Below are 14,686 nucleotides of genomic sequence, written 5' to 3' on the forward strand. Positions count from 1 at the left end.
TATCAAAACACCAAGGAGGTGTGCGTATATGTCTGGCTGTTGTTGTGGTTGTACATCAACCGAGAAAGAAGAAGTTGTAATTGGAGAATACGTCTGCTATTGCAATCATGTGACGGAGCAGGACATCATTAATGCTATCCAAGATGGCGCTAAAAGTGTCCAGGAAGTGATTAACAGGACCGGTGCTATGAAGAATAGCAACTGCGCGGTAAATAACCCTAAGGGGACTTGCTGCTATCCAGATATTGTTTACGTATTCGATAAGCACAAATAAAGGTTTAGCCTCTTAAACGGAAAAAATGAACCAAGTATACCCTGCTTGGTTCATTTTTATGAAATATCAACTATTAATTGTGACACAGCCTAATTAAATTAGGATATATCTAAATATATGTTATCGAATTATTTATTATTTTTGGTGAAGCAACTGGCTTATTGTGGTACTTAACGTTATCTATTACTATGCAAGTTATAATAGAGTTAAGTGTCAGATTCTGACCCGTAACTTTGCTCAGCATCTTGAGGAATTCCCTCTCGTCGCTCGAATCAGATTCAAGCCCATTAACCATCCAGCTTGGTTCATCTTTATTGAATACATTCTCGATCGTATCTTTTATTGTTTCCACATACTCCCCTGATGCATAGATTTTTTTCATCTCACCAAGATGCAGTACACTTCTCTCTTCAAGGTTTTTTGGTTCCCAGCCATTTGTGAAATAATTAATCCTGTTTGCATTGTTGCCCTTGATGTTATTATACCATCCTCTGTTAGTTGGGCTAATTCCAAGTAATGCTTCTTTTCTCATAACTTCTCTCCTCCTGACTAAATAAGTAATTATACTGTTAATACTCCTATATCTGCTTAAACCTCCTTTGTACATACTAATATTCATTATAGTTCATTTTTTTTAAAAAATCAAGCCTTTTCTGAATATTTATAATTTTATTTGCTTTTATAAATTATTCTGAAAAAAACACTGCGGTTCGGCGTGGTTCCGATTCGCAGTGTTTCATATCCTGTTCTTTATTTCTGATCATTGTTATTCTCTGATGATTTATTATTTCCATCTGACTTTCCATGCTTTTTCAGCTTTTTAACCGGTATGCTGGTGCTGACTCTTCTAAATAAATATAATGCCGGTACAGCAATGATTCCTGCGACAAAAATGTATGGAATGTTAGATATCACAGCTACGATCAGATTCTGAATCATACTTGAGAGACTTAATATAGATTCCATGAATCCTGTCTTGATTCTCTGCAATATGTCATTTTCCTCAGATGATGTAAACAGCCTGACTTCATATATTTCCAGACTTACAGTCGAAAAATCGACCTCATTCTCCAGCATCTTAAGCTGTGCGGTTACGGAGTCCATCTGATATCTCACTTGTGAGAGCCTTTCTTCAAGCCTGATTATGTCTTCTAGCTTTTCTGCTCTGTCTATGAGCACAAGCAGCCTGTCGAACTCTGTCTTTAAAGAAGTAAGTTTTGCCTGAGTATCTGTGTACTGGGCAGTGACATCCTCTGTGCTCTCTGAGCGGCTTATAATATTACCCAGATCCTCAGCCCCGTCTAAAAACAAAGACAGCTTTGTATCAGGTATCCTGACTACTATATATGCGCTCCTATTATCCTGCGAACCATACCGGTTTCCGGATATCTGGGAATTCTGAATGTATCCTCCGTGAGCTGATACGAGCCCGTTGATGTGATTGATGCTCTTCTGAAATTCCGTAGATTCTATTGTAAGGCTAGCCCTTCGTATTAGCTTCCTGTTATCTGTGATTTCATTTCCACCGTCTGCATCAATCCCATCCTTGTTTTCAGATCCATCACCTGTCATTTCTGCAGAATCAGAAGCTCCAGAATAAGATGGCTCTGAAGACTGCTCAGTTACAGCTGATCTGTCGCTGCCGCATCCAGACATGAGCAGCAGTGTCATAATAATAACGGTAATAAATCTGGATAACGGATTCTTCATATTCATTCCTCCCCCGAAGTATCAGAATATCATTTATTTATGAGCAAAGCTTCTTTCCATTCATTTTCTTTAAATCCGACCAGAACACATTCACCGGTAACAAGGATTGGCCTTTTTACAAGCATACCATCCGTTGAAAGCAGTTCATACATCTCTTCGTCACTCATTTCTTTTATCCTGTCCTTTAGTCCTGATTCTCTGTATATCATCCCGCTCGTATTGAAGAATTTCTTTAGTGGAAGACGGCTCATCTCATGGTATTTTTTCAGCTCCTGAGCATCTGGATTTTCAAGCTTTATATCTCTGTAATCAAATTCAATCCCGCTTTCTTCAAGCCATGCAACAGCCTTCCTGCATGTTGAGCATTTTGGATAGCATATAAGTAGATTTTTCATTATGACCTCCGATTTCCTCATTTGATTTTGGTTTTATGTTCCCTGCAATTCATTGATACCCTTAAACAGGCATAAAGAATTATTAAAGCTGCATATTCATAAGAATTATTGCCGTAATGACAAGCACTATAGCAATTCTGTTTTTTGGTGCTATCTGTTCCCTGAATATTACAGAACCTGCTGCAGTTATTATAAGTATGGTACCTGCACTGAAGACAGGAAATGCTACAGAGGCTTTTATTGTATCTAAGGCCATTATAAGGAAGTATGAAGTAAACAGATTTGGTATTCCTACTGCAAAGCCTACAGCAACGTCTCTCAGTTCAATCCTGGTTTTTTCTCTGATCAGAAATCCCAGACTTATTATGAAAGCACTGACAAATACCATGAAAAGAAAAACTTCCTTATATTCAATCATGGCATATTTCTGATATATCTTATTAGAGAATTCTACCATTCCCCCGAGAAAAAAGAGCGCCATAAGGCTCCTGTTTACGCTTAATTCTGATTCTTTGTCACTTGACCGGTTAACTATTATGATAGCAACAACAGTGACCGCGATCCCAGCTGCCTGAATCAGCGTTGGAATCTCGTTCCACAGTACTATAGAAAGAATCATCGGCACAAGAACACCCAATTTTGAAAATGTTCCCGAAAGACTCACACCGTTTACTTTTACGCTCTTCTGATAGTAAATAAAGGATGAAAAAAAGAAAATACCCGCTACCGGACCTAATATAAGACCGAAAATGATGCTTGAGTATGGTGACATAATATAATCTGCAGATGAAATCGCCCTTGAAAATTCTGAGATAAATGAAAGATCTCCTTTAGTCACATCGTAATTCTGTTTGTATATTATCATGATTATACTGGTTAAAAATGCTATGAGATAATTTGAACAAGTCACGGTGTAAATCTTTGCACCTATCCTCTCACTGTATTTAAACAGAAGGGCTATTGCAGAGCTGCACAAAATTGCAAATATAAGATATATCATGATTTTTCTCCTTTTAAATATGGAAGTGAAATAAGCCTGTCACAGATATGCATCATCATTGGCAGATCATGCGAGATTATCATCATGGTTATCTCTCTCTCACTATTGAGCCTCTTAAATAAATGAATTATCTGCGCCTGAATTGAGACGTCAAGAGATGATATGGGTTCGTCCGCGACAATGAACTCCGGATTTGTAGATATTGCCCTCGCAATAGCCGCTCTCTGCCTCTGACCTCCAGATATTTCATATGGATACCTGTCAATCAATTCCCTTTCAAGTTCAACTTCGTCCATAAGTCTTAATATTAATTCTCTTTCGGGAAATTTTCCATCTCTTATTCGTATCGCTTCCCCTATTATCTTTTCTATGGTCATTCCCGGATTAAGCGATGAAAACGAATCCTGAAAAATCATCTGCATCCATCTGACATCAGCTTTATCTTTTTCCGGATTGTATGTTATACTTCCATCATCTATATCATATATTCCCATGATGCATCTCGCAAGGGTTGATTTTCCGCACCCTGACGGTCCTGAAATACCCAAAATTTCTCCCCTGTATATATTCATGTCAAAGTCCATCAGTACTCTGTTTTTCTTTTTCCTTCCCAATTTAAAGGATTTGGTCAGTTTGTTTATCTGAATAAGCTTTTCATTTTTCATTTCAGGGTCACGGTCAGGTCTTCCATGGAAGTGGCTGCTTCGCTTCCCATAATTTGCATAATTTATAAGCTGCCTGGTATATTCATGGACAGGTCTGCTGAATATATGTTCCGTTGTTCCGGTTTCAACCACCTTTGCCGCTTTCATTATTATTACCCGATCAGCCAGATTTTCCACAATGCTCAGATCATGAGTGATGAATATAACTGAGATTCCGTTTTTTCTGGAATAATTCTTTATCAGATCAAGAATCTGTTCCTGGATCTCTGAGTCCAAAAAAGTAGTAGGTTCATCAGCCAGGATAAGTTTTGGACTTGCAGCAAGTGCTATTGCAATCGCTATTCTCTGTCTCATTCCTCCAGAAAAATGGTGTGGCATCTGATCATACCTCTCTCCAGCATCACTGAGTCCAACTTCCTCCATTAGTCTCAATGTTCTTTCAACAGCTTCAGTTCTGGTAATTCTAGTGTGTGTCCTCATAACTTCGGCTATCTGTTTTCCTACTGATATCGAGGGATTGAGAGAAGTCAGCGGATTCTGAAATATCATGGAAATGTCTCTGCCACGCACTCCTCTCATCTCTTTTTCAGTTAAATCAAGCAGGTTGCAGCCATCAAGAAATATCTCTCCACCTTTTACAGTACCTCTGCTGCAAAGTATCCGAAGTATGGTTTTGCACAGCACTGTCTTTCCGCATCCCGATTCTCCAACGACTGCTACGATTTCTCCCTGCTTTATATCAAGACTCACTTTGTCGAGCGCTGTTATTTCTCCGTCCGCATTATTGAAAGCTACAGTTATATCATTTACAGATAATATGTTCTTCATTAGCTCTCCTTAATCAATCTGCTGAATTTCCCAATCATAGACATTCCAGAATATACCTACTCCATGATGTCCGAGCAAAGTATTTTCTGTTATACCATTGATATTGTTCTTAGCAACATATATAGAATCGATATATGCAATCAATGTGTAAGGAGGATCTGCGGCGAATTCATCCTGAAATTCATTATACAACTTTATTCTTTGCGGCTTATCATCAGTCTCTCTTGCTGATTTTAGGATATCATCGATTTTCTCATTTGAATAATAGCTGTAATTCGCTCCCTTTCCAGTTCCAAAAACCTTATAGGTATGATCATCCGGATCAAAAGGACTTCCCCATCCTATAAGGTATGCATCCTGCTTTTCCCAGTCTGTCTCTGCAGTTATCTTTACCGTCGCATTAACTCCGATGTCCTTAAGATACTTGGCGCAAATATTTGAAATATCTATCCTTACCTGATCCGCCTGCCCATTGTTTATTTCAAAAGCAAGCTGCTCGTTATCCTTATAGAAATATCCATCCTCACCTCTGACCCATCCATTCTCCTGAAGAAGTTTTACCGCCATATCAGGATCATATTCAGGCTTCTTCATATCCGGGTTATTGAACTCTGTTTTCTGGAGAGGCGAATATGCTGCTTCACCATTTCCAAGAAGCACGCTGTCCACTATCGCCTGCCTGTCAATTGCGTAGCTCAGTATCGAAGGAAGTTCTCTGTGCTTTGCAAAAAAATCACTGTTGAAATTGTACATGATCCCTCTGTAATCTGAAGTATCCATCTTGTAAACGGTATACCCGTCATTACCTTCAAATATATTCATGGATTTTGGAGCAACCTGGGCAAGATCTATTTCTCCACTCTTGAGCTGCAATGCCCTCGCATCTGAATCATCTACGATCTTGAATATTATTCTCTCTATTTTCGGAGAACCAAGATAAAAGTCATCAAAACTTTCAAGCGTTATGCTCTGCCCAAAATCCCATGAAGTCATCATGTAAGGACCAGCTCCTACCGGGCTCTGATTGAACTCATTATCTGAAAGAGGCTCACCTGAAAGCAGATGTTCTGGCAGTATTCCAATCGTAAGATAATCCAGAATTGCCACATTTGGAGCTTTCAGCTTTATTACAAGATTATAGTCGTCTATTATATCTACACTTTTAACGTCTTCAAAGTTTGATGCATTTTCTGAATTGTTGTCCGGATTCATTATTGATTCAACGGTAAATTTAACATCTGATGATGTAAGTAATTCTCCATCGTGAAATGTAAGTCCCTCTCTCAGCTTGAAATGATATGAGATATCGTTTTTATCATAGCTCCAGCTCTCTGCGGCTGCGGGAACTACATTGTTATCTGCATCATGCGCAGTCAGTCCCAGAAACAGGAGAGAATTTATCTCCCCGTGTTCAAAAAGGGCCGGATTTATTGCAGTGTAATCTGTGCTTCCGTAAACAAGAGTATTCTGCATCGATTCTTCTTCTTTTGATGTACAGCCCCCAACAGCAGAAAAGAATAATATAATTATCATTATCAGGGTTGCCTTTTTTCTGAACATATCTGTTTTTTTTATAAACTGCTTATTCATAGTAAATAACCTCTTCCTTATTATAAATATGATTCATTCCTGCTTCTGTTTTTCAGATATTCTCCAACCTCTGTAACAGCTATTATAGTTGAAATGAGAAAAAATCCTGGTATCACGAGTATCCACCAGTTTCCTGAGAGCATCGCTTTCTGCGAGAGGGACATCAGAGTTCCCCATGAAATCTCGCTTGTCGGAAGTCCAATACCCAGAAAGCTCAAGGTGGCCTCCATTGATATTGCTCCTGCGATATTGCTAACTGACATGAACATTATGGCCGAAGTAAAATTTGGCCTTAAATGATTCCAAAGTATATAGAAAAAGCTTCCACCCATAGTTCTTGCAGCCAGAACATAGTCTGAATTTCTGACCTGCCTGACCTCGGTTCGCACCATCTTGGAAATATTCATCCAGCCCGTAAGCGCGATTACCATGGAAATGGATATTATATCCGGTTCTCCAAAAACTGCCTGCACGAATATGACCATAAGTACCTGGGGTATACTCATAAGAATATCGGTAATCCGCATCAGGACATCGTCAGCCTTTTCCCTGACCAGTCCTGATATGCATCCATATATCACAGCTATCACTGTAGATACTGCAGTCGCAAAAAATCCAATGAAAAGAGATTTTCTTCCTCCATGCCATATCATCGAAAAAACGTCTCTTCCGAGTGTATCCGTCCCGAAAATATGTTTTTTCCCTGGCGCTATGTTTATTTCCGAAAGATTGATACCCTGAGGATCATATGGAATAAAAAGGTCTGAAAAAGCGCATCCCGAAATTATTATAAGAAGAATTGCAGCTGATATCAGCGGAGCTTTTTTATTCAAACCATCCACCTCCGCAATTCTCTTCGTGAAGCATTCGTGGATCAAGCTTTTCGTTTATTATCTGTGCTGCCATGCTACAGAGAGTAACGAAAAATCCTGTTATGAGGCTTATTACCATAAGCATGTTGTAATCATGATAAAGTGCGCTTTCAAACCCCAGTCTTCCAAGTCCCGGATAGGAAAAAACCATCTCCACAACATAGGTGCCTCCTATTAGATGAGGAAGAAACACTGCCATCATGCTTACAATTGCCGGCATGATATTTTTCATGCAGTGAAGCAGAATAATCCTTGTTTCGGATAAGCCCTTCACCTTGCACAAAAGTACATATTCTTTGCGTATCTCATCAGATAGCTTGCTTTTTATCATATGAGTGCAGTACCATAGATGTGTTATTATGATTGATGATACAGGCAGGACAAGATACGAGATCCTGTCTGAGATGGTCCCGGATCCCGAGTATGAATAGGCACCACTTGACGGCAGCATACCAAGATTCACTGAAAATATCATTATCAGGAGTAGTGCAACAAAAAATACCGGTATGCTTCCCGTAGCTACTCCTGCTTTGCTTATAAGAGCGTCTATAATCGAACCTTCTTTCATTACACATAGTACAGCCAGAGCGCAGGAAAGCAGAAATATAAGCACTAAGCTTGAAAATGTAAGTAATGCCGTGTTAATGCAGACACTTCCGATAACCGCCAAAACATCCTGCCTGTATTTATATGAAATTCCAAAATCTCCTTTAAACGCATTTGCAAGCCATCTCATATACTGAGCTGCCATATTGTCATTGAGGCCAAGGCTCGCTCTGGCTGTATCAAGCTGATCCGGAGACATCCTTTCGACCGCCTCACCAAAATACGATCTCAGAGGGTCACCTGGGGCAAGTCTCGAAATGATAAATATTAGCACTGAGAGTACAAAGAGCGTAATGATAAGTTGAGCGGCTTTCTTTAAAATATATCTGTAATTATTCATATATAACTCCATCTTCATTTGCATTTTTCATCAAAAAAAAACGAAATCAAAAGACAGCTCTGCTGTCTCTTTATTCGTTCATGTCTTCTTAACATAAATTATAAGCATATGTAATTATCTGAATCTATATCTATAAATAAAAATTTCCTTATAAATTGTTTATGCTGGTTTTTCTTCTGAAAATAAACAGCTCTTCTGAGCTGAACCTTTTTTAATTTTAGCATATTTTATCATGCATTGCAATCTCAGTCTTTACTAAATTTCATTTATTGACATATGCCACTTATTTGTGTAGAATATTGTTAATACAGAATTCTGATATATCAGGTTAAAAGGAGAAAATATGAAAATAGCACTTCCATCAAGAAAAAACATGATAGACGACCACTTTGGCCACTGTGAGTACTTTACCGTAATCACAGTAAACGAAAATAAGGAGATAATTGAAAGAGAGATCATCGAGTCCCCTCAGGGCTGCGGATGCAAATCGAACATAGCCTCCAAGCTTGCCGGGAGCGGAGTAACACTCATGCTTGCTGGAAATATGGGAGAGGGCGCGCTTAACGTTCTCAGAAATAATGGAATCCAGGTAATCAGAGGATGCTCAGGAGATATTGAGACCGTAGCTTCACAGTGGCTTGACGGCAGCCTTAAAGATTCAGGTGATTCATGCGCATCGCATGATCACGGACATACATGCAATCACTGATGAGATAGTATTCAATCTTAATGGGGCTGTCGGGAAATAACCCCCAAAGAAAAAAGCGACTAGTTCGCTTTTTTTAATGCAAAAAAAAAGATGACAAAATAATATTGCCATCTCTTTCCGTTATATTATAAAATATAACTACTCATGAAACAATATTATAACCAATTTTTTGAAAAAGGACAACAGGTTATTAATTTTAATTTTTACAATTTAGGTTTATCTGCTGACGATCCAGTCTATACCCTAATAAATATATTGGAGGATTTCGATTTTTCTAGCTTGCTGGCTAGATACTCAAACAAGGGAAGAAAAGGCTATAACCCTATTATGTTATTTGCAGTATTGCTTTACGCAAATATGAGAGGAATTAGAGCTGTTGACCGCATTGTAGAACTTTGCGAAAGAGATATAGCCTTTATTTGGCTGACAAAAGGCGAAAAGCCTCAAAGAGATACTTTCTATGCTTTCTTAAATGAAAAATTAACAAAGGAAATACTCGAAGATCTTCATTACCAGTTCATACGAATATTAGAAAAGAAGGGACTCGTTACTTTAAAAACCCTATTTATAGACGGCACTAAAATTGAAGCAAATGCAAATAGATATACATTTGTATGGAGAGGAACTGTAAATTATCATTTAGCAGGTCTTCTGGATACGGTTGATAGGCTGTACCTAAGATATAATCAGTTTCTGGAATCTCAAAATTATCACAAAGCCTATAACTTACCTTTAGAAACCATGTTTGTTGTGGAAGGAATTGATAAAGTTAAGGATATTATTGCTAGAAATAGAAAGCGAAAATCATTAAATCTGGAAAAGATTTCAAACAACTCAATCATTGAAATTGGGAATATATGTCCATTGAAATTAATTGAGCTTCAAGCAAACTTAAGTCGCATTGCTGACGCAGAAAAAATTCTCTTTGTTCATGGAAAGAGAAATAAAAAAAGCGAGCTGCAAAAACTCTATGAGGCAATTGAAGAAGCTTCAACAAGACTATTGAAATATAAAGAACATTTCAAGCTTATGGGAACTGATAGAAATAGTTATTCAAAAACAGATATAGAAGCAACCTTTATGCGTATGAAAGATGATCATATGCAAAATGGACAGTTGAAACCAGCATACAACGTTCAAATTGCAGTTGAAAACTATTTTATTATCCATACTTACATCAGCAATGACAGAACGGACTATAATACACTTATTCCTGTACTTGAAAAACATAAAAAGTATCTTAAAAAATTTCCGCAGGAAGTAACAGCCGATAGTGGTTATTCCAGTGAAGCTAACTTAGTTTACCTTAAAAACAATAACATAGATTCATACATAAAACTTCAAATGCATGAAAAGATGAAAACCAGGGCGTACAAGAACGATCCCGGCAAGTTTTATAATATGGAAAAAATAATTACAGAAAACGGTGTTCATTTCATATGTAAAGATGGACGGAAACTTCAATATGAACGCTCTGAATACAGAAACCATAATGGTTACAGAAGTAATTTCGAAGTCTACGCTTGCAAAGATTGTAGCGGATGCGAGTTTAAGCCACACTGTTTGTATAAATACAACGAAGAAAAAGATATCCACAAAAACAAAGTTATGAAGATAAATCTGCTTTGGGAAACCTTAAAGACAGAGTCCAATAATAATGTACAAAGTGAAAAAGGTATCTTGTATCGTCAGATACGTTCCATTCAGACCGAAGGTCATTTTGGAGACATCAAAGAAAATGATAATTTTAGAAGATTTAATCACCGGACATCTGAAAAAGTACATAAAGAGTTCTTTTTGTATGCTATAGGCAGAAATTTAAATAAGTATTATCGCTTCTCAAAAGAAATAATTAAGACATATGAAGCAAAAATAGCTTAATCCTATCGGATTTTTATAAGTCATGAGCAAATATCACATGGCTTTTTTTGCCATACAATAAATATTGAATTAAACAAAAAAATCCCAGATTATTCGATTCTCTACATTCTTGTAGATGTTGAATAATCTGGGATTTTTAATTATTAGAGCTTATGGGTCAAAAAACTTCATTCTCCGACAGCCCCATTTTTTTAAGGCATCAAACCTTCATATTTATTACTTCATAGCTCCCTTTATTAAAAGTCTTTGCTTTATAGAGTGCATTGTCAGCCCTATGCATCATTTCATCGTAGTCAAGCTCGCTCTCCTCTATCCAGACAAGCCCTCCAGACATGCATATTCTGCGTATATCTCCTCCTGGAAACTCAAGAGGTGTCTTATCAAGGTATTGATAAAATTTTTCTATGTCATTTATTACTTCTTCTCTGCTACTGTATCCTGATAAAAAAGCTTCAAACTCATCTCCCGATCTTCTTCCCAGAATTAGATTTTCATTGCCTGCAAGCATCCTTAATCTGCTGACCGACTCTACGATATATATGTCTCCCCATTTATGGCCATAGCTGTCGTTTATGAGCTTCAGATTGTCAAGGTCAAACATCATCAATGCTGCAACTTTAAGATTTCCGTCTCTGTGCTTCTGCTCAATTATATTCTGAAAGGCTCTTCTGTTATACAGCTTTGTAAGAGGATCAAGGTCTCTTTCATTCTGTATTTTTATTTTTTCAGTCATTTCATTTGTAACATCCTGTATAACGCCTATAACTGTATCCTCATTTTTTGATATACTGAGCTTTATCCATTTCTGAGGATTTCCCCTGATTTTATATATTCCCTTTTCATCAGGATATTCACATGTAAATACCGAATCCAGCATGAGCTGAAAATCATCTTTTTCAATTTTACTGCTAATGTCATCTTGTGGCATATCCATGATTGAGTAGAAATTGTCAGTTACAAACACCTCATTATCTGAGATTCCAATCTCAAAAGCTGCGATAGGAACATCCAGCATTGAAATTATCCGGGTAAGCCTCGATGCAGACTTTAACATCTTATCTTTTGCTGATTCCATTGCCTCTGCAAGCTCATCAACCTCCCTGAGGCCCGTAGAATCAAGATTCAGCTTTTTATTACCCTCGCTTATTCTTACCTTGTCAGCAAGGCTTACTATAGGCTTTGAGAATCTCATACTGAAATAAAGACTTCCAAGTATTCCAAGAATAAGAGAGCTTACAAAAGAAAAAATAATTATTCCCTGTATACTGTTATAATACTTGAAAAGATAATCTTCTTTAATGAATCCTATAAGATACCATTCTTCTGATTCAAAGGGGGTATTATTAGGATAAAGTCCTATTTTGTTCACACTTGCATATACATCTTTTTTATAATCATGATTTTTAAGTATAAATATATCTTTATATTTATCCACTTCTTCAAATTGAAGTACAGACTCAACGTCGATTATACGTTTTTGAAGCGCACCAATAGATATGACCGGGTTCAGCTCTTTCGTTTCATCATTTCTATATGCGACCATGTATCCCAGAGAATCCTTTGGCTGAAGATCCGTAGCAGGCAGAAGCTGAACAAAATAATTCAGAGTTATCTCTATCCCTATTATGCCTCTAAGATTCTTGTCCTTATCAAACAACGGCATTGAATATGTAATAATTTCAAGATCATCCGGTGACAACCTGAAAGGCGTGCTCCAATACCCCAGCAAACCTGCATTCTTTGAAAGATGTGCCTTTGAATATGGCCTGAAGAAAAAATCACGATTCTGATCTGTCTCCTCATAGTCATATTTCCAGGTCTGATCAAGCGGAATTTTTAGACTTCCCGAGATTTCAGATGGTCCTATCACGGTATATATGTCGTCATTGCTGTAATTGTTGCTTAGCGGATCATAATCTCTCAGATATAAGGCCGGTTTTCTGCCGCTTTCTGTTTCATCTTTCAAAATAAGATATGCTCCGGTTGCCTGAGTACTTCTTAACATGTCAACTAGTATTAATGATACATCCGAAAGCAAAGCTTCACTCGAATCGTGCTCACCCGATACCTTCTCGGATATCTGCTCTGCAAATGGACCAAGATTTGTCCACCTATTCTTCATATCTCTTTCAAGATAGCTCTTACGGCTCTTTACCATTTCATCAAAACTGTTCAACGCATTGCTTTTTGATTCTTTTAAAACTCCGCCGATCACAAGGCTGTCTGTAAAAAAGAATGTCTGAAGAATAATTACTGCCGTAGCAAAAGCCGTGAGCTTGTACACTATTGATCTTATTTTACTGTTTCTACCGTCTTTGTAGTTGTTTAAAAACATATCATAGCCTTTCGTTATTTATATCTGCTTAAGATGGCCTCCGCTTCACTGACAATATTATCATACCATTTTTCAAATTCCTCCTGGCTGGTATGTTCAAAAATAAGCTCATTCCTGTCACTTCCTTCTGATGTTTTTATATCAATCACCTCAAGGTCTCTGTTGATTTTCTCATTCAGGCTTGATTCAAGCAGATTTCTGATTTCAAAGCTCCCATCAAAAGGTATGTTGCTGTAAAAACTGTAATCGCTGAACATCCTGTTTGTAGTGACAATCGAGGATTTTATTGCTGGATTTGATATGTCAGCATCCTCCATTGCATTTATCATGCTTGATTCATTAAGAACTTCATTTTTTACAGGAAAATATCCAGTAGATACTGCAAATCTGAGATTGTTGCTTTCATCTGTGAACCATTTGAGAAATTCTGCCGAAGCATATTCATGCTCATAGTCACTTTTTGTTATACACATTCCCGCTCCCTGCTGCATTGCAACAGGAATACCATCCTTGAAATGAGGATATGGCAGTACCAGTGGCTCTATTTCAACTACATTGTCCTGGCTGAAGGTTACCTCTGTTGGAAAATATGCGGCTCCTGCGGTAGATCCCGTATATGCAATCACCTTTCCTGTTTTTGCATCGTCAGAGCTGAATCTTCCGGTCTTTATAAAATATCCCTTCAGATAAGGCACATAATAATAATCCCATATTTTTCGAGCGACATCCTCGTCAAAATTGAAATTCGCTGTGCCATCATCATTATATGTAAATATTTCCGTACCAAGCTGCATGCATGAGACCAGCATATAATTTGCAACTGCGTCTACCCCTAAAAATCCGCTGCCTGTTTCCTGATTATATTTTTCTGCTACGTCGATTATACCTTCCCAGGTGTTTAGATTTTCATCTGTATAGCCATTTTTTGAGGAAAAAGCTTCCCACTGGTTCTTGTTTACAAAAAGATTTTCAGATGACTTGGCTACTGGAATTATGTAGTGCTTTTCTTCATTCAGAAACATGCCTTCTCTTAAAAATTCACTCCTGTATTCCTTTATTTCAGATTCAGAGAAATACGACTCCATGTCAACGAGCCCCGTTAGCTTATGCACCCTAATTGCATTGTCCGGGTAAGCCGCAAAAATATCAGGCATCTCTTCGGATCCAATTGCAGCGCTCGCAGAGTCATAAACAGCATCAGCAAGCTGTCCTACATCTCCCAGGCTTTTTGCATCGGCTACTATTCCAAGCTCCATCCCTTTTGTTTCATTAAATTCAGATATAAGTTCATCAAAATTGTCTTTTATGTGTCCATTGTAATAATGCCATATTGTAACCGTTACAGGATCATCCGGATCCAATGGATTCATATTTCCACTTACGCTTTCGCAGCCTGTCAGCATCAAAATCAGAACCAGTAATAAAACAATGCTCTTTTTGTAGAAATTAGTCGTATGATCTCCTTAAATAAGTAAACTGCA

13 protein-coding genes are annotated in these 14,686 nt (G+C 37.7%); 3 read left to right on the forward strand and 10 right to left on the reverse strand.

The features are described 5' to 3' along the window. Positions 1-28: 28 nt before the first annotated feature. Positions 29-274, forward strand: coding sequence for a (2Fe-2S)-binding protein (locus tag AC4PGZ_RS06425; protein WP_323386845.1), 246 nt, complete (start codon positions 29-31; stop codon positions 272-274). 109 nt (positions 275-383) lie between these two features. Here the strand turns inward: AC4PGZ_RS06425 and AC4PGZ_RS06430 are convergent, their stop codons facing one another. The 8 genes from AC4PGZ_RS06430 to AC4PGZ_RS06465 form a co-directional block, all read right to left on the reverse strand. Beyond that, positions 384-806: a hypothetical protein gene (locus AC4PGZ_RS06430; RefSeq protein ID WP_492157813.1), complete on the reverse strand. Its 423-nt coding sequence runs from the start codon at positions 804-806 to the stop codon at positions 384-386. A gap of 218 nt (positions 807-1,024) precedes the next feature. Beyond that, on the reverse strand, positions 1,025-1,984 hold the full coding sequence (locus AC4PGZ_RS06435; RefSeq protein ID WP_492157814.1) for a DUF4349 domain-containing protein: 960 nt from the start codon (positions 1,982-1,984) through the stop codon (positions 1,025-1,027). Positions 1,985-2,013: 29 nt separating this feature from the next. Next, positions 2,014-2,379, reverse strand: coding sequence for an arsenate reductase family protein (locus AC4PGZ_RS06440; RefSeq protein WP_492157815.1), 366 nt, complete (start codon positions 2,377-2,379; stop codon positions 2,014-2,016). A gap of 82 nt (positions 2,380-2,461) precedes the next feature. Then, positions 2,462-3,379 (reverse strand): EamA family transporter, encoded by a 918-nt coding sequence (locus AC4PGZ_RS06445; protein ID WP_492157816.1) that lies wholly within the window; start codon positions 3,377-3,379, stop codon positions 2,462-2,464. Next, entirely contained in the window at positions 3,376-4,872 is a 1,497-nt protein-coding gene (locus AC4PGZ_RS06450) for an ATP-binding cassette domain-containing protein (protein WP_492157817.1), read from the reverse strand. Before AC4PGZ_RS06450 ends, AC4PGZ_RS06445 begins: the two co-directional genes overlap by 4 nt. A gap of 9 nt (positions 4,873-4,881) precedes the next feature. Next, positions 4,882-6,462 (reverse strand): ABC transporter substrate-binding protein, encoded by a 1,581-nt coding sequence (locus AC4PGZ_RS06455; protein WP_492157818.1) that lies wholly within the window; start codon positions 6,460-6,462, stop codon positions 4,882-4,884. A 20-nt stretch (positions 6,463-6,482) separates the two neighbouring features. After that, positions 6,483-7,295, reverse strand: coding sequence for an ABC transporter permease (locus AC4PGZ_RS06460; protein WP_492157819.1), 813 nt, complete (start codon positions 7,293-7,295; stop codon positions 6,483-6,485). Next, positions 7,288-8,280, reverse strand: a complete 993-nt coding sequence (locus AC4PGZ_RS06465) for an ABC transporter permease (protein WP_492157820.1) — start codon at positions 8,278-8,280, stop codon at positions 7,288-7,290. Before AC4PGZ_RS06465 ends, AC4PGZ_RS06460 begins: the two co-directional genes overlap by 8 nt. 343 nt (positions 8,281-8,623) lie before the next feature. Here AC4PGZ_RS06465 and AC4PGZ_RS06470 point away from each other — a divergent pair, with 343 nt between their 5' ends. Both AC4PGZ_RS06470 and AC4PGZ_RS06475 read left to right on the forward strand, forming a co-directional pair. Then, entirely contained in the window at positions 8,624-8,989 is a 366-nt protein-coding gene (locus tag AC4PGZ_RS06470) for a NifB/NifX family molybdenum-iron cluster-binding protein (RefSeq protein ID WP_492157821.1), read from the forward strand. Positions 8,990-9,133: 144 nt separating this feature from the next. Beyond that, positions 9,134-10,870 (forward strand): IS1182 family transposase, encoded by a 1,737-nt coding sequence (locus tag AC4PGZ_RS06475; RefSeq protein WP_492157822.1) that lies wholly within the window; start codon positions 9,134-9,136, stop codon positions 10,868-10,870. 199 nt (positions 10,871-11,069) lie between these two features. Here AC4PGZ_RS06475 and AC4PGZ_RS06480 read toward each other — a convergent pair whose 3' ends face one another. Together AC4PGZ_RS06480 and AC4PGZ_RS06485 are read right to left on the reverse strand one after the other, a co-directional pair. Continuing rightward, positions 11,070-13,205, reverse strand: coding sequence for a diguanylate cyclase domain-containing protein (locus AC4PGZ_RS06480; RefSeq protein ID WP_492157823.1), 2,136 nt, complete (start codon positions 13,203-13,205; stop codon positions 11,070-11,072). Positions 13,206-13,219: 14 nt separating this feature from the next. Beyond that, positions 13,220-14,575: an extracellular solute-binding protein gene (locus tag AC4PGZ_RS06485; protein ID WP_492157824.1), complete on the reverse strand. Its 1,356-nt coding sequence runs from the start codon at positions 14,573-14,575 to the stop codon at positions 13,220-13,222. Positions 14,576-14,686 lie beyond the last annotated feature (111 nt).

This window comes from Proteocatella sp. QWL-06, from assembly GCF_058684135.1.

What these genes read in the sequence shown, in the direction of transcription:
- AC4PGZ_RS06465 (WP_492157820.1), bottom strand. Translation starts at nt 8,280, where the DNA reads ATGAATAATTACAGATATATTTTAAAGAAAGCCGCTCAACTTATCATT.
- AC4PGZ_RS06470 (WP_492157821.1), top strand. Translation starts at nt 8,624, where the DNA reads ATGAAAATAGCACTTCCATCAAGAAAAAACATGATAGACGACCACTTT.
- AC4PGZ_RS06455 (WP_492157818.1), bottom strand. Translation starts at nt 6,462, where the DNA reads ATGAATAAGCAGTTTATAAAAAAAACAGATATGTTCAGAAAAAAGGCA.
- AC4PGZ_RS06425 (WP_323386845.1), top strand. Translation starts at nt 29, where the DNA reads ATGTCTGGCTGTTGTTGTGGTTGTACATCAACCGAGAAAGAAGAAGTT.
- AC4PGZ_RS06445 (WP_492157816.1), bottom strand. Translation starts at nt 3,379, where the DNA reads ATGATATATCTTATATTTGCAATTTTGTGCAGCTCTGCAATAGCCCTT.
- AC4PGZ_RS06430 (WP_492157813.1), bottom strand. Translation starts at nt 806, where the DNA reads ATGAGAAAAGAAGCATTACTTGGAATTAGCCCAACTAACAGAGGATGG.
- AC4PGZ_RS06480 (WP_492157823.1), bottom strand. Translation starts at nt 13,205, where the DNA reads ATGTTTTTAAACAACTACAAAGACGGTAGAAACAGTAAAATAAGATCA.
- AC4PGZ_RS06485 (WP_492157824.1), bottom strand. Translation starts at nt 14,575, where the DNA reads ATGAATCCATTGGATCCGGATGATCCTGTAACGGTTACAATATGGCAT.
- AC4PGZ_RS06440 (WP_492157815.1), bottom strand. Translation starts at nt 2,379, where the DNA reads ATGAAAAATCTACTTATATGCTATCCAAAATGCTCAACATGCAGGAAG.
- AC4PGZ_RS06435 (WP_492157814.1), bottom strand. Translation starts at nt 1,984, where the DNA reads ATGAAGAATCCGTTATCCAGATTTATTACCGTTATTATTATGACACTG.
- AC4PGZ_RS06450 (WP_492157817.1), bottom strand. Translation starts at nt 4,872, where the DNA reads ATGAAGAACATATTATCTGTAAATGATATAACTGTAGCTTTCAATAAT.
- AC4PGZ_RS06475 (WP_492157822.1), top strand. Translation starts at nt 9,134, where the DNA reads ATGAAACAATATTATAACCAATTTTTTGAAAAAGGACAACAGGTTATT.